General features: G+C 70.8%; 44 protein-coding genes. 1 reads left to right on the top strand and 43 read right to left on the bottom strand.

The features are described 5' to 3' along the window. Positions 1-3: 3 nt before the first annotated feature. The 19 genes from ACGFIV_RS00990 to ACGFIV_RS00900 all read right to left on the bottom strand — a co-directional run bounded on the left by ACGFIV_RS00990 (position 4) and on the right by ACGFIV_RS00900 (position 13,935). Positions 4-462 (bottom strand): hypothetical protein, encoded by a 459-nt coding sequence (locus ACGFIV_RS00990; protein WP_392830816.1) that lies wholly within the window; start codon positions 460-462, stop codon positions 4-6. Further along, the gene (locus ACGFIV_RS00985; RefSeq protein ID WP_392830813.1) at positions 459-686 is read right to left on the bottom strand and encodes a hypothetical protein; all 228 of its coding nucleotides are present in this window, start codon (positions 684-686) and stop codon (positions 459-461) included. Before ACGFIV_RS00985 ends, ACGFIV_RS00990 begins: the two co-directional genes overlap by 4 nt. Before the next feature lie 10 nt (positions 687-696). After that, the gene (locus ACGFIV_RS00980) at positions 697-3,306 is read right to left on the bottom strand and encodes a hypothetical protein (RefSeq protein WP_392830810.1); all 2,610 of its coding nucleotides are present in this window, start codon (positions 3,304-3,306) and stop codon (positions 697-699) included. 44 nt (positions 3,307-3,350) lie between these two features. Next, positions 3,351-3,653, bottom strand: a complete 303-nt coding sequence (locus ACGFIV_RS00975) for a DUF4035 domain-containing protein (protein ID WP_392830808.1) — start codon at positions 3,651-3,653, stop codon at positions 3,351-3,353. A gap of 50 nt (positions 3,654-3,703) precedes the next feature. Continuing rightward, entirely contained in the window at positions 3,704-4,087 is a 384-nt protein-coding gene (locus ACGFIV_RS00970) for a hypothetical protein (RefSeq protein ID WP_392830805.1), read from the bottom strand. Continuing rightward, positions 4,084-4,596 carry a hypothetical protein gene (locus tag ACGFIV_RS00965; RefSeq protein WP_392830802.1) on the bottom strand — a complete coding sequence of 171 codons (513 nt, stop codon included), beginning with the start codon at positions 4,594-4,596 and terminating at the stop codon, positions 4,084-4,086. Before ACGFIV_RS00965 ends, ACGFIV_RS00970 begins: the two co-directional genes overlap by 4 nt. Positions 4,597-4,608: 12 nt before the next feature. After that, on the bottom strand, positions 4,609-5,019 hold the full coding sequence (locus tag ACGFIV_RS00960; RefSeq protein ID WP_392830799.1) for a phage tail tube protein: 411 nt from the start codon (positions 5,017-5,019) through the stop codon (positions 4,609-4,611). A 9-nt stretch (positions 5,020-5,028) separates the two neighbouring features. Continuing rightward, entirely contained in the window at positions 5,029-5,430 is a 402-nt protein-coding gene (locus ACGFIV_RS00955) for a DUF3168 domain-containing protein (RefSeq protein WP_392830796.1), read from the bottom strand. Further along, a complete protein-coding gene (locus ACGFIV_RS00950; RefSeq protein WP_392830793.1) occupies positions 5,427-5,786 on the bottom strand; it encodes a hypothetical protein in 360 nt (119 codons plus the stop codon). The genes ACGFIV_RS00955 and ACGFIV_RS00950 overlap by 4 nt, the downstream gene beginning before the upstream one ends. After that, on the bottom strand, positions 5,783-6,118 hold the full coding sequence (locus tag ACGFIV_RS00945; protein ID WP_392830791.1) for a head-tail adaptor protein: 336 nt from the start codon (positions 6,116-6,118) through the stop codon (positions 5,783-5,785). Before ACGFIV_RS00945 ends, ACGFIV_RS00950 begins: the two co-directional genes overlap by 4 nt. Then, positions 6,118-6,663, bottom strand: coding sequence for a hypothetical protein (locus ACGFIV_RS00940; RefSeq protein ID WP_392830790.1), 546 nt, complete (start codon positions 6,661-6,663; stop codon positions 6,118-6,120). The genes ACGFIV_RS00945 and ACGFIV_RS00940 overlap by 1 nt, the downstream gene beginning before the upstream one ends. A gap of 3 nt (positions 6,664-6,666) precedes the next feature. Then, entirely contained in the window at positions 6,667-6,954 is a 288-nt protein-coding gene (locus ACGFIV_RS00935) for a hypothetical protein (RefSeq protein ID WP_392830787.1), read from the bottom strand. 64 nt (positions 6,955-7,018) lie between these two features. Beyond that, entirely contained in the window at positions 7,019-7,417 is a 399-nt protein-coding gene (locus tag ACGFIV_RS00930; RefSeq protein WP_392830784.1) for a Bbp16 family capsid cement protein, read from the bottom strand. A 40-nt stretch (positions 7,418-7,457) separates the two neighbouring features. Further along, the gene (locus ACGFIV_RS00925) at positions 7,458-8,681 is read right to left on the bottom strand and encodes a phage major capsid protein (RefSeq protein WP_392830781.1); all 1,224 of its coding nucleotides are present in this window, start codon (positions 8,679-8,681) and stop codon (positions 7,458-7,460) included. 75 nt (positions 8,682-8,756) lie between these two features. Further along, a complete protein-coding gene (locus tag ACGFIV_RS00920) occupies positions 8,757-9,389 on the bottom strand; it encodes a hypothetical protein (RefSeq protein WP_392830779.1) in 633 nt (210 codons plus the stop codon). 11 nt (positions 9,390-9,400) lie between these two features. Next, positions 9,401-11,383, bottom strand: a complete 1,983-nt coding sequence (locus ACGFIV_RS00915) for a phage portal protein (protein WP_392830776.1) — start codon at positions 11,381-11,383, stop codon at positions 9,401-9,403. Positions 11,384-11,385: 2 nt separating this feature from the next. Then, positions 11,386-11,646 (bottom strand): hypothetical protein, encoded by a 261-nt coding sequence (locus ACGFIV_RS00910; RefSeq protein WP_392830773.1) that lies wholly within the window; start codon positions 11,644-11,646, stop codon positions 11,386-11,388. Further along, the gene (locus ACGFIV_RS00905) at positions 11,643-13,436 is read right to left on the bottom strand and encodes a terminase TerL endonuclease subunit (RefSeq protein WP_392830770.1); all 1,794 of its coding nucleotides are present in this window, start codon (positions 13,434-13,436) and stop codon (positions 11,643-11,645) included. Before ACGFIV_RS00905 ends, ACGFIV_RS00910 begins: the two co-directional genes overlap by 4 nt. Further along, entirely contained in the window at positions 13,408-13,935 is a 528-nt protein-coding gene (locus ACGFIV_RS00900; RefSeq protein WP_392830767.1) for a phage terminase small subunit P27 family, read from the bottom strand. Before ACGFIV_RS00900 ends, ACGFIV_RS00905 begins: the two co-directional genes overlap by 29 nt. A gap of 226 nt (positions 13,936-14,161) precedes the next feature. Here ACGFIV_RS00900 and ACGFIV_RS00895 point away from each other — a divergent pair, with 226 nt between their 5' ends. Further along, positions 14,162-14,419 (top strand): hypothetical protein, encoded by a 258-nt coding sequence (locus ACGFIV_RS00895; protein WP_392830764.1) that lies wholly within the window; start codon positions 14,162-14,164, stop codon positions 14,417-14,419. A gap of 5 nt (positions 14,420-14,424) precedes the next feature. Here ACGFIV_RS00895 and ACGFIV_RS00890 read toward each other — a convergent pair whose 3' ends face one another. The 24 genes from ACGFIV_RS00890 to ACGFIV_RS00775 all read right to left on the bottom strand — a co-directional run bounded on the left by ACGFIV_RS00890 (position 14,425) and on the right by ACGFIV_RS00775 (position 24,726). Beyond that, a complete protein-coding gene (locus ACGFIV_RS00890; RefSeq protein ID WP_392830762.1) occupies positions 14,425-14,781 on the bottom strand; it encodes an HNH endonuclease signature motif containing protein in 357 nt (118 codons plus the stop codon). Between the two features lies 1 nt (position 14,782). Further along, positions 14,783-15,859 carry a hypothetical protein gene (locus tag ACGFIV_RS00885; protein WP_392830760.1) on the bottom strand — a complete coding sequence of 359 codons (1,077 nt, stop codon included), beginning with the start codon at positions 15,857-15,859 and terminating at the stop codon, positions 14,783-14,785. Further along, on the bottom strand, positions 15,856-16,215 hold the full coding sequence (locus ACGFIV_RS00880) for a hypothetical protein (protein WP_392830757.1): 360 nt from the start codon (positions 16,213-16,215) through the stop codon (positions 15,856-15,858). The genes ACGFIV_RS00885 and ACGFIV_RS00880 overlap by 4 nt, the downstream gene beginning before the upstream one ends. A gap of 162 nt (positions 16,216-16,377) precedes the next feature. Continuing rightward, positions 16,378-16,698, bottom strand: coding sequence for a hypothetical protein (locus ACGFIV_RS00875; protein ID WP_392830754.1), 321 nt, complete (start codon positions 16,696-16,698; stop codon positions 16,378-16,380). Then, positions 16,695-17,333 (bottom strand): hypothetical protein, encoded by a 639-nt coding sequence (locus ACGFIV_RS00870; RefSeq protein ID WP_392830751.1) that lies wholly within the window; start codon positions 17,331-17,333, stop codon positions 16,695-16,697. Before ACGFIV_RS00870 ends, ACGFIV_RS00875 begins: the two co-directional genes overlap by 4 nt. Further along, positions 17,330-17,521, bottom strand: a complete 192-nt coding sequence (locus ACGFIV_RS00865) for a hypothetical protein (RefSeq protein ID WP_392830748.1) — start codon at positions 17,519-17,521, stop codon at positions 17,330-17,332. The genes ACGFIV_RS00870 and ACGFIV_RS00865 overlap by 4 nt, the downstream gene beginning before the upstream one ends. Next, complete coding sequence (locus ACGFIV_RS00860; RefSeq protein WP_392830746.1) at positions 17,518-17,844, bottom strand: hypothetical protein; 327 nt, start codon at positions 17,842-17,844, stop codon at positions 17,518-17,520. The genes ACGFIV_RS00865 and ACGFIV_RS00860 overlap by 4 nt, the downstream gene beginning before the upstream one ends. Next, positions 17,841-18,122 (bottom strand): hypothetical protein, encoded by a 282-nt coding sequence (locus ACGFIV_RS00855; protein WP_392830743.1) that lies wholly within the window; start codon positions 18,120-18,122, stop codon positions 17,841-17,843. The genes ACGFIV_RS00860 and ACGFIV_RS00855 overlap by 4 nt, the downstream gene beginning before the upstream one ends. Next, positions 18,119-18,658, bottom strand: coding sequence for a hypothetical protein (locus ACGFIV_RS00850; RefSeq protein ID WP_392830740.1), 540 nt, complete (start codon positions 18,656-18,658; stop codon positions 18,119-18,121). Before ACGFIV_RS00850 ends, ACGFIV_RS00855 begins: the two co-directional genes overlap by 4 nt. Then, positions 18,651-18,875 (bottom strand): hypothetical protein, encoded by a 225-nt coding sequence (locus ACGFIV_RS00845; RefSeq protein ID WP_392830737.1) that lies wholly within the window; start codon positions 18,873-18,875, stop codon positions 18,651-18,653. The genes ACGFIV_RS00850 and ACGFIV_RS00845 overlap by 8 nt, the downstream gene beginning before the upstream one ends. Next, a complete protein-coding gene (locus tag ACGFIV_RS00840; RefSeq protein ID WP_392830734.1) occupies positions 18,872-19,270 on the bottom strand; it encodes a hypothetical protein in 399 nt (132 codons plus the stop codon). Before ACGFIV_RS00840 ends, ACGFIV_RS00845 begins: the two co-directional genes overlap by 4 nt. After that, on the bottom strand, positions 19,263-19,577 hold the full coding sequence (locus ACGFIV_RS00835; protein WP_392830731.1) for a hypothetical protein: 315 nt from the start codon (positions 19,575-19,577) through the stop codon (positions 19,263-19,265). The genes ACGFIV_RS00840 and ACGFIV_RS00835 overlap by 8 nt, the downstream gene beginning before the upstream one ends. 10 nt (positions 19,578-19,587) lie before the next feature. Further along, on the bottom strand, positions 19,588-19,929 hold the full coding sequence (locus ACGFIV_RS00830) for a hypothetical protein (protein WP_392830728.1): 342 nt from the start codon (positions 19,927-19,929) through the stop codon (positions 19,588-19,590). Positions 19,930-19,942: 13 nt separating this feature from the next. Further along, entirely contained in the window at positions 19,943-20,089 is a 147-nt protein-coding gene (locus ACGFIV_RS00825; RefSeq protein WP_392830725.1) for a hypothetical protein, read from the bottom strand. Beyond that, complete coding sequence (locus tag ACGFIV_RS00820) at positions 20,086-20,379, bottom strand: hypothetical protein (RefSeq protein ID WP_392830723.1); 294 nt, start codon at positions 20,377-20,379, stop codon at positions 20,086-20,088. Before ACGFIV_RS00820 ends, ACGFIV_RS00825 begins: the two co-directional genes overlap by 4 nt. Continuing rightward, positions 20,376-21,338 carry a hypothetical protein gene (locus ACGFIV_RS00815; protein ID WP_392830721.1) on the bottom strand — a complete coding sequence of 321 codons (963 nt, stop codon included), beginning with the start codon at positions 21,336-21,338 and terminating at the stop codon, positions 20,376-20,378. The genes ACGFIV_RS00820 and ACGFIV_RS00815 overlap by 4 nt, the downstream gene beginning before the upstream one ends. A gap of 73 nt (positions 21,339-21,411) precedes the next feature. After that, entirely contained in the window at positions 21,412-21,576 is a 165-nt protein-coding gene (locus ACGFIV_RS00810) for a hypothetical protein (RefSeq protein WP_392830718.1), read from the bottom strand. After that, the gene (locus tag ACGFIV_RS00805) at positions 21,573-22,175 is read right to left on the bottom strand and encodes a hypothetical protein (RefSeq protein WP_392830715.1); all 603 of its coding nucleotides are present in this window, start codon (positions 22,173-22,175) and stop codon (positions 21,573-21,575) included. Before ACGFIV_RS00805 ends, ACGFIV_RS00810 begins: the two co-directional genes overlap by 4 nt. Next, entirely contained in the window at positions 22,172-22,396 is a 225-nt protein-coding gene (locus tag ACGFIV_RS00800) for a hypothetical protein (RefSeq protein ID WP_392830712.1), read from the bottom strand. Before ACGFIV_RS00800 ends, ACGFIV_RS00805 begins: the two co-directional genes overlap by 4 nt. Before the next feature lie 129 nt (positions 22,397-22,525). After that, complete coding sequence (locus ACGFIV_RS00795) at positions 22,526-22,954, bottom strand: hypothetical protein (protein ID WP_392830709.1); 429 nt, start codon at positions 22,952-22,954, stop codon at positions 22,526-22,528. Then, on the bottom strand, positions 22,951-23,592 hold the full coding sequence (locus tag ACGFIV_RS00790; protein ID WP_392830706.1) for a hypothetical protein: 642 nt from the start codon (positions 23,590-23,592) through the stop codon (positions 22,951-22,953). Before ACGFIV_RS00790 ends, ACGFIV_RS00795 begins: the two co-directional genes overlap by 4 nt. Beyond that, positions 23,589-24,131, bottom strand: a complete 543-nt coding sequence (locus ACGFIV_RS00785; protein ID WP_392830703.1) for a hypothetical protein — start codon at positions 24,129-24,131, stop codon at positions 23,589-23,591. Before ACGFIV_RS00785 ends, ACGFIV_RS00790 begins: the two co-directional genes overlap by 4 nt. Continuing rightward, positions 24,128-24,463, bottom strand: a complete 336-nt coding sequence (locus ACGFIV_RS00780; RefSeq protein WP_392830700.1) for a hypothetical protein — start codon at positions 24,461-24,463, stop codon at positions 24,128-24,130. The genes ACGFIV_RS00785 and ACGFIV_RS00780 overlap by 4 nt, the downstream gene beginning before the upstream one ends. After that, a complete protein-coding gene (locus ACGFIV_RS00775; RefSeq protein ID WP_392830697.1) occupies positions 24,460-24,726 on the bottom strand; it encodes a hypothetical protein in 267 nt (88 codons plus the stop codon). Before ACGFIV_RS00775 ends, ACGFIV_RS00780 begins: the two co-directional genes overlap by 4 nt. Between the last annotated feature and the right edge of the window lie 6 nt (positions 24,727-24,732).

Here is a 24,732-nt window from a genome sequence, read left to right as displayed (position 1 = left end):
CCTTCATGGGGTGGGGACCACGTCCCAGTCGGCGATCCCCAGCGGATCCCAGACCACGCCTAGCAGCCCGTTCTGGGTCTCGTGCGGGCCGTCGGGGGCGACCACGACGGCGATCACCCGGTTGCCCTGGCCAGAGCCGAAGATCACCATGCCAGTGATCCCCGACAGCGTCGTGCCGGGGACCGACACATCGCCCGCGTCCCACTTGAGCAGCCCGCCGCCGCTGTCGACCAGTACCGGGGTGTCCATCAGGACGCCGCCGGCGCTCAGCCCCAGCCCGGAGATCTCGCCGGTGTCGTAGGGCGCGACGCCGTAGACGGGCGCGGCCTGGGAGAAGTTCGGGACCAGCGCGTCCCCGAAGAACGCAATCTTGTTCCCGGCGTGGACGAGGGAGGTCTGGGTGCCGCCGATCAGGTTGTTGCGGATCGTGGCCACGAGCAGCCCGGACTGCGAGATGGTCATCCGCCGATCCTCGGTAGGACGGTGGTGACGTGGATGGTACGCGGCCGCAAGATGACGTCCTTGCGGTCCCCGCGGGCGTACTCGCGGTAGACCGTGCCGCCCTCCAGGGTGGTCTCGCGGACCATGCCGCCCTCGGAGTCGAAGTAGATCCTCTCCCGTGGCCTGGACCGGCCTCGGGCCAGGAAGCCGACACGCCGGAGCTTGTCTCGATACTCGCTGCTCACATTCCCCTCCTCAGATGCCGCGCGCGCGGATGAGTCCCCACATCTCCTCGGCGTTGCGCCGAGGAGTCGACTTGGGGGACTCGTAGTTCTTGTCGATGTTGACGGTGACGTTCACGCCCCCGGGCGTCTGCCCGGCCCCGTACGCCGAGGGCCCGACGTACCCGGCGCCGCCGCCCGGCGGGGGGTGCCGGTCGTAGGTGACGTCGTTGGGGTCGGACCGCGGCTTGGGCTGCTTGGGCGGCTCGGGCACCTTCGGCTGCAGCGCCTTGACGTCCAGCCCGAACTTGGCGCCGCCCAGGAGCCGGGCGATCTCACCCTCGGCCGCGGGGCCGGCCACGTACGGGCCCGACAGCACCACCCCCTTGACCACCTGCGCGGTCTTCTTGGCGATGTCCTGGGCGGCCTTCAGGACGCCGACTCCGCCCTTCTTGATCCCGTTGACCATGCCGGCCATGGTCAACTGGCCGATGGTGTCGAAGACTCGCGACGGGCTGGCGATGCCGAGCAGGTTCTTGGCCCCTTGGATCGCGTCGCCGATGACCTTCTTCACCGACTCGATCACCTTGGAGGCCATGGCCTTGACCCCGTTGATCAGCCCGTTGATCAGGTCCTTGCCAGCCGACAGCAGCAACTGGGCCAGGTTGCCGAGCCCGGAAAGGATCTTGCCGGGGAGCTCCTTCACCAGCTTGATAACGCCGGAGATCCCTTCCGAGACGGCGCTCTTGGCCTTGTTCCAGGCGGTGGACAGCAGCCCGGTGACGGTGTCCCACGCCAGTTTGGTAGCGGTCTTGACGGCCGTCCACGCGCCGCTGATCACGGACTTCACCTTGTCGACCGCACCGGTGAAGATCGACTTGATCCCGTTCCACAGCCCGGTGAAGAAGGACTTGATCGCGTTCCAGATGGTGGCGTTGGTCTGCTGGATCGCCGCCCACACCCGGGAGATCAGGTTCTTCACCCAGTCCACATGGGACTGGAAGGTCGACTTCAGGGCCGCCCAGAAGCCGGAGAACCAGGCGGTGATCGCGTTCCAGACCGCGACCGTCTTTTCCTTGACCCACTCCCAGGCGGCCGCGATGGCGTTCTTGATCGTGTCCCAGTTCGCGACGATCAGGGCGACCAGGGCGACGACGGCGACGATGATCCACCCGATTGGGCCCATCGCCAGCACCCAGGCCGCGGCGACCCGGGCCGCCTGGGCGAGGGACTGCACGCCCATCAGGACCCACCCGGCCACGACCCGCCCGGCGGTGAGCGCCATCTGGGCGACCATCTTGGCCGCCGCGACCGTGAACGACGCCGCAGCGGTGGCGGACGACAGCACGAACCGGCCGAGCGCGGCCGAGGCCTGTGCCGTGCCGGTCACTGCGGACACGGCGAGTTTGCCGATCCAGGTCCCCGCGGTCATCAGGCCCTTGGCCGCAGGACCGACCTTGCCGATCCCGGTGACCAGCAGCCGGACCCCGGACACGACCGGGCCGAGCTTGGCGCCGAGGGTGCCTGCCACGATCGTGAAGGCCAGGATCTTCGCGACGACTTCCTGAGCGGGCGCGGGCAGCGAGGTCAGCAGGGAGGCGATCGCGCCGAGCGGGCCGAGCAGCACCGGCAGCGCGGCGCCCAGGGCCTGCCCGGTCTGGGCCAGGGTGGAGAACACCGTGGACAGCTGCTGCTGCCCCTGGGCGCTCTGGGCCCACGCGGCGAACCGGGCCGTCAGCCTCTCGATCGTGCCGAGCAGGTCACCCGATCCAGCGGTGGCCTGCGCGAAGATCCCGCCCAGCCCGACGCCGAGGTTCCCGACGATCCGGCCGAGCGTGGCCAGGGTGTCACCGGCACGCTGGGCGACGCCGGCGAGCTTGGACGCGCCCTGCTCCGACGATAGGAACGCCGCGGCGGCCTTGGCCCCGGCGACCGCCCACCCGACCATGCGCTGCAACAGCGGGGTGCCCGCGTTGACCAGCTTGAGCACGACGGTGATCAGCGGGCCGACAGCCCCGCGCATGATGTTGATCACCCCGGTGAGACCGGAGAACGCCTTGGACGTCTCCCCGCGGAACATCGGGGTCGCCGCCGTCTTCAGGGCCTCCTTGCCGAGGCCGTTGAGCGCGCCGGCGACGCTGACGAGCCCGGACCGGGCAGTCGGCAGGACGCTGGCGGCCGCCGTGCGCAAAGGGCCGACCAGCCCCTCGAACAGCCTGTTCTGGACGGCCTGTTGGACCGGGTCGAAGGCCTGTTTCTTGAGCTGGGCGATCTCCTTGACGAAGAGCCGAGCCGAGGGGGCGAGGCCTTTCAGGGCGGCGTCGAGCTTTTTTGAGTCCCCGTCGGCTACGGCCGACATGGCGTCGCCGAGGCCCATCAGCCCGAGCTTCAAGATCGCGGCGCTGCCCTTGACCGCGAGAAAGGCCGCGGGCATCGCCAGCATCACCCCGGCCGCCGGCACCAGGGCCCCGGCGAGCTGGAGGGCCGAGCCGGCGAGCACCGCCATCCCGCCGGCCTTGGCGACCCCGTTGAGCTTCTCGGCCCGGGCGACCAGCGAGTCCAGGCCGGACAGGGCCCGGTTGACCCCGGATTTGAACCGCTTGGTGTCCAGACCGAGTTTCACGAGCAGCGTCTTGAGGGTCATGATCACCCCCTGGCGTGCCGTGCTGTTCAGTTATGGGGCCGGGCTCAGGCGGCGGCCGTGTCCCTGTCGGTGGCCACGGTGCCGCCGAGCTCGGCGTTGATCTGCCGGATCTGGTTGTAGATCTCTTCCGGTGTCATCGGCTCGCGGTCATCCCAGCGCAGCACCACATCGTCAGGGCTGCGCGCCTTCTGGGCCCTGCCGCGGTGGACGTTGATCAGGGCCGCGGTGATCTGTGCGGCCTGATAGTCGCCGCGGCGATCGCCGAGCGGCCCGGCGAGCTGCTCGTACACCATCCACTCCGACAGCTCCCGGGAGGAGATCTCCCTGAGCAGCCGTTCCACCGTCATGCCCAGATGGGAGGCCAGCCGGAAGTAGAAGCGCCGCTCGGGGCGGCGCCTCAGTTTCCCTCCAGCTCCTCCATGTCCTCATCGGTCAGCCCCGACAGCTTCTGCGCGAGTTCGAACACGCGCTGAAGCGCGGCCGCGCTCTTGCGGCCCAGCGCGGCGATCTGCTCCTTGGAGAACAGCAACTGCCCGGTCTTGGGGTCGACCAGGCACAGCTGGGCCAGCTTGGCCCGGGCGTTCTCGATCTTCGCCCTGCCCTTGGAGTCCAGCAGGGAGGCCTCGAACCGGTCGCGCTCGGTGCCCTGCAGGCCGCGCACGCGCACCTTGCCGCCCCACTCGGGGACCGGCAGATCCTCCCACTGCCGGTCGTCGACCTCGAGAATCTGCTCCGCCGTCAGGAACTCCTCGGTGGCGGGGTCGGTGGTGCGTGCGGTCATGCGCTGGCTCCGATCAGGACGATGTCGTAGGTGACTCCGGTTCCGGAACCGGAGTTGGCGACCTGCAGCAGGTCGCCGGTCGCCGCGGTGACCGCGTACGCCGTGGCGTCGGCCGGGCCGGTGGTGAGCAGGCACAGCCCGCCGGGGCGAAGGACGAGCTTGTCGGTGGCGTCGCCGAACGGGGTGGCGAACCCGTTGGAGGCGGCCCCGCCGACGACCACGTTGTTGGTGTTACCGGTGGCCGCCACGATGAGCAGCGCCTTGATCCGGGCGAAGGTGATCACGTTGCCGAACGCGTCGGTCAGCCCGCCGGCCAGGTCGAGCGATTCGGTGCCGCTGGCGGCGAGGGTGCGCCGGTCGCTGAAGATCTTGTCGGCCCGGCCGGCGCCGGTACCGTCGGCCAGGGCCAGCACCTCGCGCAGTCTCAGCGGCACGCTGCCTTGGGCCAGGTCCAGGGCGCTGGTGAGCGTCGAGTCCAGCGACACCACAAGCTTGCTCGTTAACGTCATTTCACACCCGTCTCAGCTGAAGACCGGCTTGCCGGTCACCTTGATCGTGATCTCGGCCGTCAGCAGGTCGTCGTGAGGGCCCTCCGGTTTGAAGCCGTTCATGATCCCCTTGACGTCCCACTGGGCGCCGGTGATGGCCGGCCAGACCAGTCGGTAGTCCCGCGGCTCGGTGTCCTGGAAGTCCGCGATCAGCACATCGTGATCGCGCGGGTCGTAGCGGACCTCCAGGCTGACCTCGCCCGCTTCCTTCAGCCCGCCCACGAACTGCCGGTAGGCGTCGGGTGAGGCGTGGTGGGTGGAGTCGTAGGTCTCCCGGGAGATCTCCGGGCCCTTCACGTTCACCACGCCGGCGATCGCGGCGAACCCCGGGGGGTCGGCCATGTCCGAGCGCTGCAGCTGGCAGCCGTACCCGTCAACGCCCATCGGCGTCTCCTATCTGTTCTGCTGGACCCAGACGCGGAACCGCGCCTGGCCTTGTCTGAGGTTGGGATCGTTGACCCGCCGCACGCCGTCGGCGACGTGGGCGATGCTGATGAGCTCCCACCCCTGCACCTCCAGCTCGACCCGGTGCAAGATCCGGTGCACGTGCTCCAGGACCTGCGCCGACTGGCCGAACCCTCGGTAGGCGGACCAGGCGTTGAGGGTGACCATCACCTCGAACCCGATGCGGTCGTGGGAGTCCAGGGGGGTCTCGGTGATCTCGGCGAACGCGACGTACGGTTTGTCCTTGGACTCGGGGACCTCGTCGAACACCCCGGAGATCAGCGCGCCGAGTTCGGCGTCGGCGGTGAGCCGTCCGTAGATGGCCTGCTGTACCGGCCAGATCGCGCTCATCCGGGCAGGTGCCTGTCGATCGCCCTGCGGGTGATCTCCTCCAGGCGGTCGTTCCCGTCGTCGAACGCGGGCTCCAGGAACGGATCGGCGGTGATCGAATCGGTGCCCTTCTCGATGAACGTGCCGTAGTAGCCGTCCTTGTCGAACACACCGACCTGCGCGCTCATCCTGGCCTTGGACACCCGTTTGTCGATGTGGGCGCCGAGGAACCCGGTGTCGACGGCCACGTGGTCGACGGCGTGGGTCTGCACGTGGCCGGCCCACTCGGCCGCGACCTCGGCCCCGGCGGCGTCGATGTCGTGGAACATCAGGTAGAACTGGCGCCGCACCGCCGCGGCGTCGATCTCGATCTTCACGGCCCCCCCTCGCTTTGCCGTAGCCGGCAGTCGGCGCGCAGGTAGATCGACACCGACGGGCCGTAGGTCTCCAAGACCTCGTAGACCGCGTGGCCGTCGGTGAGGCGATCGCCGCGGCGTACGGCCGCGCGCGGTGACAGGTAGATCGGGTAGGACAGGTCGGCGCTGAGCTGGTCGCCGGCCTCCCGCTCCACAGCGGTGGGCTGGTTGACGCGGGCCCGTACGGTGCCAGTGCCGACGGGCCGCCACTCGGTGGCCTGACCGCCGCCTCCGTCGCTGAAGGTGTGCGGCCGGGTGTGCGCCAGCGTGCGGTTCAGCAGATGCTCGACCATCAGTGCGCCGCGTACTTCGACAGGGTGCGGAGCTCGGCGGTGGTGAGCCCGGCGGATGCGTACTTGGCGTTCCAGTCGCCGAGCCGCAGGGACTCCAGTCCGGCCGGGTTCTCCCACCCCGCCAAGGCCAGGCGAAGACACATGGCGTGGACGCTCCCGGGAATCGGGTCGTACCCGGCGGTAAGGGTCACTATCACTGACCGCTCCTTACAGGGCCAGCATCCGCGGACCCTGCGCAGCAGCCCCCACCGGGTCCACCGGTAGTCGGCGCCATGGGTCAGGGTGATCTCCTGGTCGCGCTCGTCGAGCACGACGACCGCGGCGACCGCCGTGACCGGCCAGCGCGGGAGCACCAGCTTGGTGCCGCCGCGAGCGTCCAGGACGTGCGTGGACTCCTGCAGCTGCAGCGGCTGCTCGGTCTTGGAGTCGATCGCGCCGGTGGCCATCTCCAGCAGCATCTCGGCCCGGGCGGTCTCAACGCCGTCCAGGCCCTCATCGCCGCGGCCCAGCAGGATGCCGAGCTCCTCGGCCTCGGCGTACGGCATGGGCTACTCCGTCGGCGTGGGCGGGTCGGCAGGCCCCGGGCCCTCAGGCGTGGGCGGGTCGGCAGGCCCCGGGCCCTCAGGCGCGGCCGGCGGCTTGCCACCCCGGGCCGCCCGCTTGGGCGGCTGGGGGACCGGGCGGGTACGTACCTTGCCCTCGCCGTCGTCGTCGACGGGTACCGCGAACCCGCCGGCGATGAGGGCCTCGGCCTCCTCGCGCGGGAACACGGCCTGCTGGCCGGGCTGGACACTGCGCTCGGATGTGGCGTACAGCGTTCTCATTTCGAGCTTCATCGGTTCGTCCTTTCAGATGGGGGCCGGACCCGGGGCTCGGGGGCCCGCCCCGGGTCCGGGGCTGTCAGGCCGGGGACTTGCGGGGCTTGCCGCGCACCACGAAGGCCGCGAACACCCCGCCGGTCGCCGGCGACCCGGTCACCGTGGCGAGCGCGACGCGGATGTAGCGCTTGATGCCCTTGTAGCCGAGCTCGCGCACGGCGTTGTCGTCGCTCGCGGCCAGGGCCGGTTCGGTGCCGATCAGGTCGGCGTCGGCCACCGCGGTGAACGTGGCGTTGTCGTCGGACTCCTGCACTTCGAAGGTGTAGAGGGTGCCGTCGGTGATGACGCCGGCGCAGATGACCACCGCCGCGGCGTTGTAGCCGGCGAGGTCCACCCCGGTGCCGTTGGCCGTCGTGGTGCGCGCGGCGGGCACCAGCGACGCGGCGATCGAGATGTCGTTGACATTGTCGAGCCTGGACATGTGCGGATGCTCCCTGTCGTGGGCGTGGGTTACGGGGCGCCTACGCGGCGACCTTGAGACGGACGAAGGGCTCCTCAAGGACCGGCATCGCGTCGGTCTCCAGGCGGCCGATGAACCCCACCTGGTTGCTCTCGGCATACAGCTCGACCAGCCGCTGAACCTCCATGCTCAGCGCGTCGACGATCCAGTAGAACGAGAAGTCGCCGATCATGCCGACGTAGTTGTTGCCCGTGATGGTGTTGGGCACCCACTCCGACACGATGAACGGGACGTCCAGGATCGTGTCGGGCCGGTCGCTGGCCAGGCCGGCCTGCCACACGTAGAACCCGTCGGTCGTCTTGATCTTGCGGATCGTCCTGATGAGGTCGCGGTGGAACAGCCACCGCGCCTTGGACCAATACTGCCCCTTGAGCGTGTACTTGGCGTCGATGAGCTGGTCACCGGTGGCCGGGGTCAGCGGGATGGCGCCGCCCGAACCGATGGCGATGTCCCGGTTGGTGGAGATGCCCTGAGCGGAGGCGGTGAACAGGCCGAGTGGCTTCTTGTTGCCGTCGCCGACCATGAACGCCTTCTCCTGGGTGACGCCGAACTTGTAGGACATCCGGTCCCGGACGATCTGCTCGGGGTTCCGCGACGCGCGACGCAGCAGCGTGCGGGAGATCTTCACCCGCTTGGCCAGCGGGTTGGGCGACAGCTCCCGGCCGCCGAACCGCAGCGCGTCGTCCTGCGACCCGGTGGCCACCTCGCTGGTCCACTCGGCGTCGCCCAGGTCGGTGTCCAGGGTCGGCACCCCGAGGCTCTCACCGCTGGTCAGCTGCACCACGTTGGCGATGCCGCGCAGCGGCACCTCGTCGTCAACGGCCTGGAGCAGCTCCGTGACCCACTGGGTGGGCGCGACCAGGTAGCCGCCCTCGGGGTCTGAGCCCATGTTCAGCGCGCGGGCGTGCTCCTGGGTCAGGCCGGCGCGGCCGTCGCGCAGGAAGACCCGCCAGGCGCGCGCCTTGCGCTCCTGCTCGGTGCCCGTGCCCGGGCCGTTCGGGTCGTCCTCGGGCGGGTTGTCGCCGGCGACGCGCTTCTCCTGCTCGCGGAGCTTCTCCTCCCGGGCGATGGTGCGGTCGAGCTTGTCGACGTCGTCCATCATCCGGTCGAACTCGGTCTCCTCTTCGCTGGTCATGCTCCGGCTGAGGGCCTCGGCGCCGTCCATGATGGCGCGCGCCTGCTTGGCCAGCCCGGCGCGCTTCTGCTTGAGGGCGTTGACGTCCACCCTTACCTCCTGATTCGTACTGCAGGCAGCCGCCAGCGCAGGACCACGGCGGCCCTGTGGCGGAGATCGTGTGGGTTAGAGAGACGCCTCAATGAGGCGGAGCCGGCGAGCCCGGTCGGCGGCCGCCGACGGGTTGGCCGACGGGGTGGGCAGCAGCGCCTGCAGGGAGGCGATCGCCTTGCGTACGGTCTGCTCGTCGACGTCGCCGCCGAGGCCTCGGCCGCCGACGTCGGCCAGGGCCCGGGCCAGAGCGAGGCCTCCAGCGCGGTTCGGGTCGGCGAGCGCGCCTGGGTCCAGGGGCAGCGGAACGACGCTGGTCTCGTACAGCTCCCACCGCTCGGGCACCCCGGCCTCGTCGATGTTGTACGCCCCGAACCCGATGCTGACCGCGTTGAGGAACCGGCCACGGACCTTGCGGTCGACGGTGCGGGCGAACTCGTCGTCGGTGTCGAACACGATGTCCATCCGCAGGGCGTCGCCGTCGACCCGGACGTTCTCGGCGCGGCCGATCGGCAGCGCGTCCCTGCCCCAATACTCGTGGTCGTACATGATCACCGGGTTGGCCTGGTAGCGGGTCAGGTCGACGCCGGACATCTGCAGATCCAGGCCGTCGGCCTTGGCGCCGGCGGTGGCCGCCACGAACGGGATCGGGCCGACCTCACCGGCGCGCTCGACCTCGGCGTAGCCGCGGACGTGCAACCGTTTCATGATCACTCCTTTCAGGCTGGCACGATCTGGCAGTCGCAGCCGGGGTGCAGGGGCGGGTGGTGGATGTCGCGAGGGGTCGACAGCTTCTCGGCCTCGCCGAGCTCGGCGCCCTTGGCGGCGAACGGGGCGTCGATGCCAACCGTGACGCCGTCCAAGGCGCTGCAGAACGGGCAGTCCGCCGACCCGAGCGCCACCCACTTCAGGGTCTTCACCCCGGCGGCGCGCCAGGCCTCACGCGCGGCGGCGTTGGGCAACTGGTTGCCCTGCCACTTGGCGAGCTGCTCGGGCCGGTCGGTCACCCACTTGGCCAGCCGCGCGAGCACGGCGGCCGCCGGGTCGGCGGCCGCCAGCTGCGCGCCCAGCTGGCCGAGCTCGGAGGCGATGCGGTAACCCACGTGGGAGGTGACATAGGAACGGACCCACTGCTCCAGATCCACCGCGGCGTCGTAGGCGACGTCGGCCGCCGCGTCCTGCGCGATCGCCGCAGCGAACTCGCTGAAGATCGGCATCCACGCCGCCGAGGTCCGCTCAGTGATGGTGCCGGCGTAGAGCTCCTCGATGGCGGCCGCGAACGCGCCCGTCGTCGGCGGGTCGGCATTCAGGTGCTGGTCGACCAGCGCGGTGACCAGCTCGCGCTCCAGCTCCGCCAGGCTGAGATCGGCGGCCGCCAAGAGCTTGGTGTACTGGGCCGCGATCCGTTTGCGGCCCTCGATGCCGCGGGCGATCCGCAGACCGTACCGGCGCGGCGCGCCCGCGTCCGCCTCGATCTCCGCCGGGGTCTGTGCGGGCACCATGTTGAGCGGCACCAGGTACACCGACCCGCGGTCGTCGGGCAGCGGGTTGCGGTTCTCCATCTCCGCGATGTCGTCCGCGCTGAGCCAGCCCCAGTTGCGGCCGATCGCGTACGCCTCATACCGGCTCTTGATGTCGCCGCGTAGCAGCGCGTCGACCAGGTGCTCGGCGAAGAACCGGCCACGCTCGACCGAGGTGAGCAGCCGGGTGAGGATCGCCTGTTCCCAGCGGACCAGCCAGATCCGCAGCGCGCTGGTCACGTAGTCCAGCGCCTGGTGCTCGATGTTGGTGTAGGTCGCGTGCTCCAGGTCGCCGATCTTGTGCGGCGGCAGGCGCAGCCACCGCGCCATGTCGGAGACGCCGAACTTGCGGGTCTGCAGGAACTGGGCGTCCTCGGGCGGGATGCCGATGGACTGCCACTCCATCCCCTCCTCCAGGATCGCGACGCGCTGGGCGTTGTCCAGGCCGCGGTGCATGTCCTCCCAGCCCTCGCGCAGCCGCCTGCTGGCGGCGTCGCCGAGCTCGCCCGGGTGCTTGAGCACCCCGGAGGGCCGTGACCCGTTGGCGAAGAACGCCGAGCCGTATGCCTCGGTGGCCAGGCCCAGGCCGATGGACTGGCGGGCCAGGCCGATCAGCGAGTAGCCCTGGACGCCGTTGCCGCCCAGGCCGTGAATGTGGAGCACCTCGTCGGGATGCAGCATCGTGTGGATGCCGTTGACGTCGTCGGTGTAGCGGTACATCAGCGTGAAGGTGCCGCGGCTGGTGCGCTTGATCTCGGGCTTGGTGCGGTCGGGCCGAAGCGGCCAGAGCTCGGTGACGTCGCCGGCGCCGTTGCGCACGATGTTGGCGTAGCCGCCGCGCCAGGTCATCGCGTGGCCCTGCAAGGTCTCGCGCAGCGCCACGCTCGACATGTACGGGTTGGGCTGGTCGTGCAGCAGCGGGTAGAGCGCGTGCTCGGTGGCGCGCCGCTTGCCGCGGGTGAGCCGCTCGTAGGTGATCAGCGGCAGCGAGGCGAGGTCCTCGGCGATGACCCGCACCCCGGCGAAGAACGGCGAGTAGTGCAGCGCGGTGTCCTCGTCGACGAACACCCCGGCCGCGGTGGCGGCGCCGCCGGCGAACCACTCCTCCACCCACTTCTCGGGGGTCGCGATCCCCGAGCTCGGGTAGGAGCTCGCGCGGACGGCCGATCGGATCAGGCCCATGGTCACCCCCGCCCAGGCGTAGTCGAAGCGTCGTCCGCCGCGGCGGTGCGCGCGCCGGCGATGCCCAGGGCGATCAGCAGCACGCCGATCAGCGTGAGCGCGGCGCCCAGGTGCACCCAGATCCACACCCCGGCGAACAAGGCCACCACGCCGAGGCCGCAGATGAGATCCCACCGATCCAGCTGCAGGCCCCCGATCGCCTGGCCGGCGGCCGCCGCGGCGCGCTGCCACCGGGCCGGCGGATGCTGGGTCGAACCGATCACGCGTCCCTGCCTCCCAGCACGGTCAGACCGCGCGTCTTGTAGATGGATTCGGCGGGACCGCCGCGGCGGCGGCCGTCGATGCCGTACAGCAGGGTGACCATGCCGTCGATCCGCTTGCCGGACTTGTCGCGGTCCGGTTTGACCGGCCGGAAGCGGCTCGCGTCGTCGGCCGGCGTCTTGGCCTCCAGGTTGTCGGCCATCCACCGGGCCACCGGGTTACCGCCGTGGACGAACGTCCCGTCGCGCTTCTTCAGCAGGCGGGCGAGCTCCGTCATCGGGTCGGTCATCCGCTCGTAGGTGGTGTTCGACTCGTGCATGGTGAGCTTGGTGCGCTTCTCGATCGCCTGGCGCACCGGCTCGCCACACCACTTGTCGTAGGTGATGTCGACGATGCGGAACCGGTCGTGGTCGGTGGCGATGTCGTCGTAGATCGCGTCGTAGTCGATCGTGTCGCCCTCGGTGAGCCGCACCCATCCGGCGTCGGCCCACTCCGAGAACTGGCCGCCGGTCGCCTCGTCCAGCACCGGCGCGACCGACTCCGGCGCCCAGTGGCGCCACCAGGTCCACCCGTTGTCGAAGTGCAAGCACAGGCTCGACAGGTCGAGTTTGGACGACAGGTCCAGGCCGCCCCAGCACTTGCGGCCCTCGATGAGCGGGAGAATCCACTCGGGGTTCGGGGCGAGCTCGCCGATGCAGGCGTCCCACAGGTCCAGCGAGATGTACCGGGTGGCCTGCTGGACCCGGCAGTTCATCTGGAACTGCAGGAACCCGTTCTCCTTGAGCTTCGAGCCGCGGGCCTCCAGGGCCTGGCGGCGCATCGCCTCGCGGCTCTTGAAGTCGTCCAAGGCCGGGTTGGGCCACTTCCAGTTCCGCTCGTCGTACGGGTCGAGCGTGACCGGCAGGTCCGGGTGCCCCTTGAAGATCCTCTGCAGGCGCTCCAGGGCCTCTGGGGTGCGCGGGAGCTTACGGACGAAGGTGAACACATGGGGCGCCCGCGCCGGGTCCTCCTGGACCCGCTCAGCGTCATCGATCATCACCGCGCCGAACGACGCCACGTCGTTGGTCTCCGTCGTCGTGGTGAACATCAGCTCCTGCTCACGCGCGCCGGCGGCCGTGGTCATCGCCTCCCACAACGACCCGTCCAGCTGCGACAGCACCTCGTCCAGATTGAACCCGTGCGGGTTGTGACCGAGCTCGCCCTTGGCGTCGGAGGTGATGACCTCGTAGTGGCTGTGCGACTTCTCGTCGACCAGCCGGTTGGCGTCCTTCAGGTGCTTGAGCCGCCCCCTGAGCAACGGGCTCAACTGGACCATGCGCACGGCCGGCTCGAACACCTTCGCGGCCTGCTTCATGTCCTTGGCCGCCGAGTAGACCTCAGCGAACTCCTCGTCGTCACCGACCAGCAGGTACAGCTGGATCGCCGCGGCGATCTCGGACTTCCCGTTCTTCCTCGCGACGACGATGTGCGCGATGCGGTAGCGGCGAACGTACCGCTCCCACTCGGCCGACCAGACCACCTCGCCGAACAGCGGCCGGCCGATCTCGTGTTCCTGCCAGAACCGCAGCAGGAACGGGCGGCGCCGGTGCGGGCCCTTGGTATGCACCAGCAGCTCCGCGCAGAACAGCACGAACCGGTCGGCGCGCGGCTCGCAGTAGTGCGCGCCCTTCTTCTCGCAGGTCTTCCCGCGCAGGGTGAACCCGCACACCGGGCCCTTGCGGTCGTTCGGCCGCCACCGCTGGTCGTGGTTCGGCGGCCGGCGCTCAGGTGAGGAGGTCCTCCGCCGGGTCACGATGCCCGCCTCCCTCAAGGCTCAGCTGAGCACGATCGGACGGAGTCATGCCGAACCTCCCGCCCCAGCGAAGGATCTGCCCGTCGGCCTCGGCGAGCACGAGCGTCCATGGGTTCTTCACCCGCCGGTACACGATCTCCCCGAGGCCTCCGTCGCCCGTGGGAGGCATCCGCAGGTACGCGCCCTCCTTGTCGAGGATCGGGACCTTCAAGACCTCGCCCTCGGCGCGCAGCTGCTTGACCGCGGCCCGCCGGCGGACCACCGCGTCGCAGACGATCGCGAAGGCCTCGACGTCCCAGCCAGTGAGCACGCCAGTGCGTTGCAGGTCGGGTGCGTACTGCCGCCACACTGAGCGGGCCGCGGCGCTGAGCCAGGTGGGCATCTTGATCTCGACCTCGGCCGGCACCGGCTCGGAGGTGTTGACGCGGTCCTTCCGATCGCCGTGCAGCAGCCGAAGATTCGTCGGTTTGGGCGCCGGGCCGCGACTACCCACGGTCACCACCCCCTCAAGGTCGTCCGGAAAAACGGACCCGAAAACTTGTCACGCTCGCCGCGATCTCCCCCCCGCGCGTTCGCCACCCACCCCCGGCATGATCAACACCCCCCTCCCCGGGCGAGCGCAAATATTTAATTCACGCTGCGTGACCAGGGAAGATCGGCTGATCTAACGTTCGCCTAACGTTCGTCGGTTGCCACCGCCAAGCCGGGGTGTCAGCCTTCCGGGCATGGACACACCTGAGCTCCAGCCCATGACGGTCGGGCAGCTACGCACCTACCTGGAGACCTTGCCCGAGAGCGTGCCGATCTTCGTGGACGCACAGAGCGGTGACCTGGAGGATCAGCAGGTGGTGGTGGCAAAGGTCTGGGGCGAGATCATCCCGTACCTGCAGCCGACGATCATGGGGGATATGCAGCATGTCAGCGCGCTGCGCCTCCAGGTGCTGCCGCGATCCGAGGTCCCTTGGACGGCATCGTCTGAGTGACCGCCTCACCATCGTGGCGTGCGCTCATTGCCGAACCCGCCGTCGTGGAGCACGGTCTTACGAGAGTGGCAGGGCCGGCACAGCGCCTGCAGGTTCGAGCGGACGTTGTTGGTCTTGTCGCCGTCGATGTGGTCGACGTGCTCGGACGGGGCGCCGCATCCGGTCGCGCACCAGGGCTCCTCGGCTCGCGCGCGTTCGGAGATGACGCGCCATGCCCGGTCGTAGCCCTGGGCGTGAGAGGAGGGCCGGGGCTGTGCCTTGCCGCGTCGTGTGGGGTGGCGGTGGCGAGCGCAACGGCCGTCGAACTCGCTGTCTTCCCCACACCCTGCGGCCGTGCATCGTCGTGGCGCGCGGGTCGGCACATCAGCCGCGGTTCGTGAGCCAGGACCGGAAGGCGTACACGAAGTTCGCGAAGACCAGGCGGGAGCCTGAGGTCACCCGGCCGTACAGGCGCACGGTCACCATCCCCGCCACCACGTCGCCGGCCTGGACCACGTACTGGCCGGGGCCGCGCGGCCCGGTGTAGTCGCCGGTGGGGATGTACCAGCTGGTGAGGCCGCCGGGCCATCGGCCTGTCGCTGTGCCGTCGGACCAGTAGATCGCGTCGACGCCGGAGACCTGGGTCGCTGCCTCCAGTTGCAGGTCGCTCCCCGAGACGTTGGCCATCATGTCGATGTTGAGCTGCAGGACGTCGCCGACGGCCGCCGCGACGACGTGATCCGGGCCGAGCTGGGTGAAGCTCGTGCCGCAGGTGACATCGCCGGTGGTGATGTATCCGCTGTCGGACATCACCAGGGATCCGCCGGATCCGGCTGGGCCCGGCTCGCCCTGGGGGCCCTGCTCGCCGTCGGCTCCCGCAGGGCCGGTCGCACCCTGCGGGCCGCGGATGTTGCTCTTCATCACCCAGGCGCTGGCCTGCTGCTGGTATAGGTCGCCAGTGTCGCGCAGGTACAGGTCGCCGTCGGTGTGCAGGGTGACCGGCACCGCCGCGCCGGAGTAGAGCCGCGGGGTGTGCCCGGGCGCCCCGTCCTGGCCGTCGGCCCCATCCGCGCCGTCGGCACCGGGCACGCCCTGAGCGCCGGGAGCTCCTGGCGCGCCGTCGGCGCCCGCGGGCCCGGGGTTGCCTTGCGGTCCCTGCATCCCGTCGGCGCCGTTCTGGCCGGCGGGGCCGGTGGCGCCTTGGGGGCCGCGGATGTTGCCCTTCAGGGCCCAGGTGCTGGCCTGCTGCTGGTAGAGGTCGCCGTTGCTGGTGCGGAGGTAGAGGTCGCCGTCGATGTGCAGCGTGGTGGGGGCGGCCGCGCCGGAGTAGAGCTGCGGGGTGTGCCCGTTGCCGCCACCGCCGCCCTCGCTGGTGATCAGGGTGTAGCCGACTTCCACGACCTCGGTGATCCGCTCGGTGATGACCACGGTGTTGTCGGTGATCTCGATGATCTCGCTCATCCGATGGTCACCTCAGGGGAGAGTACGAACGAACCGCCGATGAGGCGCCGTACCTTGGGCGGCTCGGCGGAGGGGTCGGTGAGCTCCAGGTCGTAGTAGCCGGTGCGGAAGCTCCAGCCGGAGGTGACATCGGCATCGACCATGAGCCGGATGGTGCCTGCACCACCGACGACGATCGACCCGTCGGTGGTGCTGAGCGTCGCGTACAGGGTGCCGCTCGCGTCGGGGCGGGAGCGGATCTGCATGCGCGCGGTCATGCCGCTGATCGGGATCGGGACGCCTGCGTCGGTCTTGTAGGTGAGGATGCGGTCCAGGGTGGCGCCCTGGTCGTGGGTGAAGGTGTAGCGGCCGGACACGAGAACCCCCTCTCGCGCTCGCTCATACATGCGAAAACCCGGCCGCTCAAGGGGCGACAGCCGGGTTTTCGACACAGTTCTCCTGTCACGGAATTAGGCCAGAAAATCAGCGAGCGGTCAACTAGGCGCCATGAAGGTCTCACGGGCGGGGGGCCACTGGGCTCAAGTGGGCCCCCGCCGGGGGGTCCACACAGGGCCCCCGCCGGGGGGTCCACCAGGCGCCATGAAGGTCTCCCGGGCGGGGGAGCTTGAAGGTCTCCCGGGCGGGGGAGCTTCGGCGCTGGGGGTGGCCACGAGCCAGGGCGCGAGGTCGGCGTGCGCGCGCAGGATCTCCTCCTGCCGGTACTCGGGGGCCGGGCGGCCGCGGCCGGCCCGGCGGTGCCCGATCGGGGGGATCCGGAAGCAGAGGATCATGGCGCGGACCTCTGGCGTGGTCATCGCGGGGTCGAGCTCGCGCACCGCCTCATCCACTGTCCAGGTCATGCCCAGTCCCTCCGGTAGGTGATCGTACGACCGTCGTTCCATACGATCATTGGATCTCCGTTGAGGCTGCTGCGTTCAAGTCGGCCGCGCGGTGATTCCTCCTTCCCGTCCTTGCACGAGCGGTTGATGCACACGACCAGGCCGGCCCGTGTTGCGACGCGGACGCTGTAGGTCTTGCAGTAGGGGCACTTGGGGGGCAGCTCACCAGGCCCGGAGGGCCAGGCCGGCTGCCAGCGCTCCTCGATGCCGATGTCCTTCACCTGGCGGGCGTTGCGGATCCACCGGCCGACGATGTGCAGGGCGCCCCGGGCGTCGCGCTCGGGTACGGCGTGCACCAGGTTGCCGATCACGGCCAGGGCGGCCCGCGTGTTGCGATCGGACCCGCCGCGCCGCGCGGGGAGCTCCCCGGTGATCTGCCACAGGAGCGAGGCCTCCAGGCGCCTCGCCTCCTCGTGGATAGTTAGCAGCACGGTGGCGGCCTCCTCGTGCCAGGGTGCCGGCGAGCCGGTGGCCTTGTGGTGGCTGGTGGTCCCCGTGGTGGCGTCGGCCACCGGCTCGGCCAGCAGCGCCTGCAGCTGGCCGAGGAGCGGCAGCAGCTCCCCGATCAGCACCCCGACTTCAAGGGCAGAGCTCAACCAGCCCTCACCTGAGTGGACACCTTCAGCTCCTTGATCGTGCTGCGCCAGGTCGCGACCTGGCGTACGAGCGCCTCGTTGGGCACGCCTGCTCGCGTGCCTTCCTCAACGAACGTGACTAATTCCCCGAACGTCATTCCACGCTTGTCGTCCTCGGCTCGGTGGGTGAGGTTCGTCTCGATGCTCATGGTTTCCTCCGGGTCCGGGTGCGTCGGTGGTACTCGTGGCCGTTGATCGGCAGGGGGCGGCGGTAGCTCGGGGTGCATCTGGCGCAGGTGCGGCGGTGCCGGCGCGCCTCCGGGCCGGTGCCGGCCGCCCACAGGGTGACGTGGTGGCGGTCGATCCGCTCCGCCATCTGGCCGCCGGCCGCGGACATGGCCGCGGCGACGGGATGGAGGACGTCCAGCAGGCGGGCGTGCAAGGTGCCAACCTGCTCGCACAGGCGGGCCAGGGCCTGCCGGGTCTTGGTGGCGTCGATGTTCAGGCTGACGGTGATCGGGGCGAGGCTCATGTGGGCATCCGCTCCAGGCCGCGCAACGCCTGCACGTAGGTGATCGTCGCCTGCAGGAAGGTGCGCTGCTCGGCGATGAGCAGCCGGCCGCCGTCGTTGTACGCGGTGGGTTCCAGGATGGGCGCGAGTATCTCGCACGTGTCGAGGTGCTGTTGGAGCTCGCCCAGGTCGACCAGTTCGGCGATCCGGTACACGTGCGAGGCGCAGGTGATGAGCGCCTGCAGGGTGGCGGCGTAGCGCTCGTCGGCGGTCATGCCCGTCTGGGGCTGGCCGGTCACTGGGCGGCCTGGATGTGCTCGGCGAGGTCGCCGACGATGTCCTCCGCGTGGGTGGCGTCCAGGCCGACCGTGCCGATCAGGAAGCGGCGGTAGGCCGCGTCGAGGTCGACGGCGGCGACCACCGCCATGACGTGACCCGCGTGCGCGTGCGCGGCATCGGCGTCCCACTGCCCCAGCGGGCGATCGCCCACGCTCAACTCCAGGTATCCGACGCCGCGGTTGGCCGACACGCACGGCTTGAACACCAGGGGCGCGGTGACCTGCGGGTCGAGCGGGGCCCGGTCGGCCCGCAGATCGACCAGGGTCAGGGCAGCCTCCTCGCGCGAGAGCCCGCTGGCGCGCAGCTGGGCGACCACCGCGGCGTCGTGCTCGGCCTGGGTCGCCGCCTGGTGGACGGCGGCGGCGTAGCGGAGTGCGGTGTCACGGTCCAGCACGCGGGAGTTGTCGTCATCGGCGTGCAGCGTGGCCACGTACGTGCCGCCTGGCAGCAGGTCGGACTGGATCCAGACCGCGCCGTGATCGTGGGTTTCAGCCATGGTCTGACTCCTTGAGGGTTCGTTCAACGCGGGCCCAGTCGGGGACGTAGTCGCCCGTCCGGAATGGTTTGCTGCCGCCGCTGTGGGCGACGCAGACGCGCTCCCAGGTGCCGAGGGCGCGATACCAGCGCCATCCGACGCTGGGCGCCTCGTCGTTGAAGCAGTCCTCGGCGGCACCCTCCGGGGGCGGGGGCGGCAGGGGACGGGCTGGTGTCATCGGGCGCTTCCCTGCCGATCGAAGGCCTCGCCATGGTGCGCGCGCAGCCGTGCCACCGCCGGTCGGATCGCTTGGGCGACGTAGGCCCTGCGGTAGTCGTCCACCAGGTCGGCCAGGCATTCGAGCGTGCCGAGGCATCCAGCGCATCGCGCGAGGGTTTGGGGGGCCGGCCGTAGTTCGGTCTTCGCGTCTCGAAGGTCGGTGCAGGGGCTGATGCTGCCCCCACGGTAGAGGAGTTGCAGGCCGCCGCCGTCGGAGTAGTCCCACCAGGCTTCGAGGACCTCAGGCGTCGGGGTCAGCACCAGATCGCTGACGATGAGGTGCGCTTTGCGGCCATGCCGCGTGCGGACCCAGGTCTCGGTCCAGGTCGGGGGAAGGATGATCAGGTCAGCCAAGGCAGTCTGTCCCCCATCGCATGCCGCAGTCGCAGTCGTGCCGGTCGTCTGGGTGCTGAGCACGATTACACCAGTGCAGTTTGCCAGGCTCGAACAGGCTTTCGATGTTCGCCATGCAGAGACGGGTGAGCTGCGGCGGCCGGGGTGCGACCGCGGGGTGGTCGGTGTCCCAGTCCTGGTCGAAGTCGAACGGCTCACGGGCGCGCTCGGCCTGCAGCCGCCACCAGGCGCGGATGCGGGCGGGGATCTCGGCCAGGGCAGCGCGCACGATGCTCACCCTGGTGATCTTGATGGGGTCGGGGGTCATGGTCTGTCTCTCATGTGCGGCGGTACGGCCGTGGGAGCCGTCCGATCCGGCGACGGGCGGACGGGATGGTCAGGCCGGGCAGGGGTGTCTGCCGCGGCCGGGGGGTGCAGGTGGGTGAGGTCGCGACGTGCGGCACGAACGGGTCCTCGTAGCCGAGGAGCCGCATCGCGTCACGGCCGTTGAGGGCCCGCGATCTCCAGGTGCCGGTGCCCGCACACCAGACGGCCTGGTTCCCGGCTGGGTCCGGGCCGGGGTTCACCGGCAGGCGCCGGCCGTGCTCGGTGATCGTGACGAGCACCTCTTCCCCGCAGCCGTACGGGCAGGGTTCAAGGTCGTGGGAGCTGGGGACCATGTGGCGAGCCTCCTCAGTCGACGCGGACCTTTCGACGGCCGCAGAACGGGCACTCCAGGGTCACGACGTGCCCGACGCGCTCGATCGACTCGAATACGTGTTCGCATGTCAGCTTGTTCACGACCTGCTTCATGATCGCGCGAATGTGAGCCAAGCTCATGCGGATATCCGTTCGAGTCGCCAGAAGGTCAGCAGGTCGAGCTGGCCGGTGACGTGCCCGGGGCCGCGTACGCGGATCGTCCGGCCGACCTGGAGGCGCCGGCCGGTGATGCCGAGCTTGCGACGGCAGCCGGACCCGAGCTTGAACCGCAGCGACACGGGGTCAGTGATCGGCCGCCGGCACTCGTGGCAGCGGTGACGGCGGCGCCCGGCCCGGCGTCGGATCCGCCGGCGTAGCCGCCGTTCCTCGACCGCCCCCCACAGCGGCAGCACCACCGCGGCGACGGTCACGCCCGGATCCCCCGCTCGCGCATCAGGGCCCTGGCGAGGGAAGCGCCGCGCGCGGTCGCCGCCTCGGCGGCCGGCCCGGTCGCTGGGGGCTCGATCACCGAGCTGGGCGCCCGCCATGCCACGTGGTCGGGATCGGGGGCCAGGAGCATCTGGTCCAGCCGCCACCGCGCCAGCGCTGAGGGGTGCTCGCCCTCGTGCACGTCCCGCAGGGTCCGCCCCAGCTGCCCGGTGTCGTAGCCCTGCATGAGCAGGGCCATGACCCGGGGTGCCAGGTAGAACGGCAGGCCGACTCTGGCCAGCACGCCGAGGGCCAGGTCGCCGTGCCGGGGCGGGTAGTGCGTGGTCAGGCTCAGCACCTGGCCAGGGGTCAACCACAGATCACCCTGGTCCGCAGGTGCTGGTAGTGGCGGCAACTGGGCGAGCTGCCGCAGTTCGGCGACGGTGGCCACCACCGAGGGTTGTGGCTTGTCCCCCGGCGGCCGTGGGCCGCCCGGGGAGAAGGGGTTAACTGGTTCTATGTGCGGGTTTTGGACGCATGTTGCGACCTGGGGTTCTTCGGTGTCGTCGCAGGTCGCAACATGCGCGGCTGGCGCGGAGGTGTTGGCCTGGTCGGCCGCGAGGGCGGCGTCCAGGAGCACCCATGCCTCGTGCTCGGCGGGCAGCCGCCCGGGCTCGGTGGCCACGAGGATCAGGTGCTGCCACCCGCCTTTGCCGACGGGGCGGCGCGCCTGCATGAGGAAGCCCGCGTCGGCGAGCTCGCCGTTGTCGCGGCGCAGCGCGCCGACGCTGAGCCCGTAGTCCTGTGCCAGCTCGTCACGGCTGACCCCGGGCCGGGGCGGCCGGGTGACGTACCGCAGCAGCAGGCCCAGCGCGGCGGTGCCGAGCTGGGCGGCCTGGGCCAGGGCGGTGAGGGTGTCTCCTGGCGTGAGGGCCAGGACGAAGGTGCCAGTAAGGGTCATCGGCATACCGCCATGCGTTGGGCGTGCGCGGCCCCACCCCCGATAGGAAGGGCCGCGCACGTCTGGTCGTAGGTCACTGGGAGGGCCTGCCGGGGCGCCTGCTCGCCGGCCGCCGGTAGACAGGGAACCGCGAGCCGAGGCGCACCAGCCCGGCGGCGACCGCGAGGACGGCGCCGATCAGCGCCGCGTACGGCACCGCGGCGACGATGAACGCCACCACGACGTACACGTAGATCACGGCGAGAGCCGGCGGGCCGCACCGTCGTGGACGACCCGGCCATCCCGGACCACGGTGAGCGCGCCGGGCCCGGCCTCCATCCACGGCTCCATCAGTGGGTCGCCCACCATGCCGGGCGCGTAGTAGCGACTGGCAGCGTGCTCCGTACCGGTCCACGCGATCAGCCGCAGGACCAGGCCGCCCTTCTCTTTGTCGTCGTAGACGAGGTAGGTCTCCCCGAAGGGCGGAAGGTGGTCGGCGAGCGGCTCATGGCCGATGTGAACGATGTCCCCCTCTTGGGCCGGGTACCAGAGCGCGGACGTCAGTTCCTCGTAGCCGCTCGTCAGCGCGCCGATCTCGGCGCCGAGGTCACGGGCGCGCTTGGCGTCCTCGGCCTGCTCCAGCGGGCTCGCCTCGGAGGCGGGGCGGCCGTAGAGCTTGGTGTAGACGTGCCGCGCGAGCTCCCGCACGTCGATGTCCCACGCGACGTGGTACTCGTCCAGCGGGGACAGGCCCCTCAGGATGGTGGCCGGCGAGTGGTCGGCGCCGGGCTTGCTCAGGGCCTCGGTGATGATCCGCAGCCGTGGGTCAGGGCGGCGGCGCTTGGTGATGTCGGTCATCGGGACTCCATATGTGGGGAGACGGTGACGAACGGAGTCGGCGGCATGCCGGTCCGGACGATCACCGGGGGATGTGTGACAGCAGGGCTGGCGGCGGTGAGCTGCAGCCAGGCCAGCGCGGTAGGCAGGGCGAGCGCGGCGATGAGGACGAGCCGTCGCGTTCGGGCGGGGCTCCCCCACCGGCCCGCGGCGGCCGGTGGGGGAGCGATCAGGCGGGGCATCTCAGGTCCAGATGCCCCAGCGCGGCGCGCTCTCGGCGTGCGCGCGACCAAGGCGCGTCCAGGCGCGCTCCAGGCGCGTCCGGGCGCGGTCCAGCAGCCGCGGCCGCGGCTGCTGGTGGCGGCCGCCGGTCACGGCCGGACCGCCCGTGTAGGGTCCACGGCCTCCGCCTGCCCCGGCTGGAGGCGCTGGGACTGCGGGACGTACGGCCGGAACACCGAGCTGTCAGGCTCACCGGGCGGGGGCCCGGTGTAGGCCGGCGCCGAGTAGGCGGGCGCCGGGGCGGTGCGCTCGTGGTGGACCGGCGCGGGCGCGGCAGGCGGGAAGGGCGCGGGCGCGGCTGCCGCGAGCGGGACGTGACCGAGAATCGCCTCCAGGCGCAACCGCTGGGTGCGCGCGACCTCCTCCAGCGCGGCGAGCTCGGCGGGGTCGCCGAACCACAGGCGCCGGTGCGGGCCGAACGCGACCGCCGCGCGCGGCGGCTGGTCCTCGCCCTGCTCCACCGGCCCGGCGGTCGGGTGCTCCATCCGAGTGTTGTTGGTCTCGCTGAGCATGCTCATGAAGCGGTCTCCCTGGTGGGGGTGGCAGCGGCGGCCGGATCGGCCGCAGCGGTGGGGGAAGGCTCGTCGGCGGCGCGCTCAAGGACCCACGCGACCGCCGCCGTGCGGCTCTTGCGGTCGTCGCACGTCTGCGTCGGGCGAGTGCCGTACTTGCCGGGCGAGTAGCCGGCACCGGCGAGCCACCGGGATTTCACCTGGCGGCCGCGGTGGCGGGCGGGGGCGACGGAGCCGAGGACCTCGGCCCAGTCGGCGGGCGGGGTCTGCGACCGGGTCACCAGGTAGTACGCCGGTCCCTCGGCGTGCCCGAGGATCAGCGGGGCGCCGGCGTGCAACCAGACCTCACCGGCGCGGGTCGGCTTGGTGCCGTAGCCGATGTGCTCAACCGGCCCGCTGCTCCAGCCGGTCCCCGAGCGCACGTCGCCGCTGACCGGGTCGGTGTCGGGCGCGACGCTGAACGACCACGTGATGGCCACGCCGCAGCCGCCCACCTGCGGGCAGACCGCCTGCAGCTCGATCTCCTGGCGGCCGGTGATGTGCTCGTCGTGCCGCTCGCGGATCTCCCAGCGGGTCTGCTTGCAGCCCTTGGCGTGGCCACCGACCATCGCCCAGTCGAAGTAGTCGCTCTCCGGGCGGCTCATGACCAGCCCGCTCTCGACTTGCGAGCCGGCCGCCTCGTCTGGCTGCGGGCCACCGGCAGACGGCACACCCGCAGTTCGCGGGCCTCGCGCTGCGCGTCGATCACGGCCTGGGCCCGGCGATCAGCCCAGCTCCACTCAGACAGGAGCTCGCGGTCGGCGGGCCACCAGATCAGCTCGCCATCGACCTCGGCGAGCCGGTAGACCGGAATCCACCAGGGGAACTCCTGGTCCTGGATCACCCGGTACAGGCCGTCGCGGTCCTCGATGCCGAGGGAACCCACCCGGGTCCAGCAGCTGTCGCCGTGCTCCCAAGCGGCGTGGACCAAACCGCCGAGCCCGGCCTCCTGCCGCATCGCCATCAGGGCCAAGTGCCCGGGGTTGCCGTCGTTCCAGTCGGACGCGATCGAGTCGGCCACCACGGTGACCACACCACGCTGACGGCCGGCCAGGTTGATGATCAGGGAGCCGGGCGGCCACCGCTCGGCGAGCTTCGTCAGCTGCTCGTCGGCCGACAGCACGTAGCGGGACTGCTGTGTCATGCCGCACCGTCCCGCAGCCCGGCGAGGAGCCGGTCGATCAGCTCGTCCTCGACCTCGCGGAACGCCTGGACCCGCGCGGCATGAGCCGCGGCGCGGGCCCGGCGCTGCGCGCTGGTCGGCGAGTCGAACCCGGGGCACCGGCCGGCGGGCACCCGGTCGCCCACCCCGTCGGGCTGGTGGACCTCCCAGGTGAAACCACACCACCGGCAGCCGCCGACCGGCGGCGGGTTTCCGTCAGGCCAGCGGATCGCGGACCGGCGCAGCCCGGTGCGCTCGTCGATGACGAGCAGCGGGATGCCCGCGGGGGGCAGGGTGGGGGCCAGGATGCTCACGCGGCACCGGCCTGCATCGCGAGGGCGGCGCGCCCGCCGAGCTCGACGTCGGCCAGGCGCCGGGCGTACTCCCACGGGCGGTACGTCTTGTCGTACTCCCAGGAGTCCACTTCCGCCTGGACGTCGACGGCGGGCACCGGCCCGTCGTAGTGGAGCTCGGCGATCGACTCCGCTCTGATCGCGTCCATGAACGCGCGGACCTCCTGAACGGTCGGTTCGGGCAGGCGCTCCAAGGAGCGGCGGCGGCGGGAGAGAATCAACATGTGGAT

The sequence above is a fragment of the Sphaerisporangium sp. NPDC049003 genome, from assembly GCF_043197795.1.
Classification (GTDB): domain Bacteria; phylum Actinomycetota; class Actinomycetes; order Streptosporangiales; family Streptosporangiaceae; genus Sphaerisporangium.
This window is presented reverse-complemented; position numbering and strand designations above follow the sequence as displayed.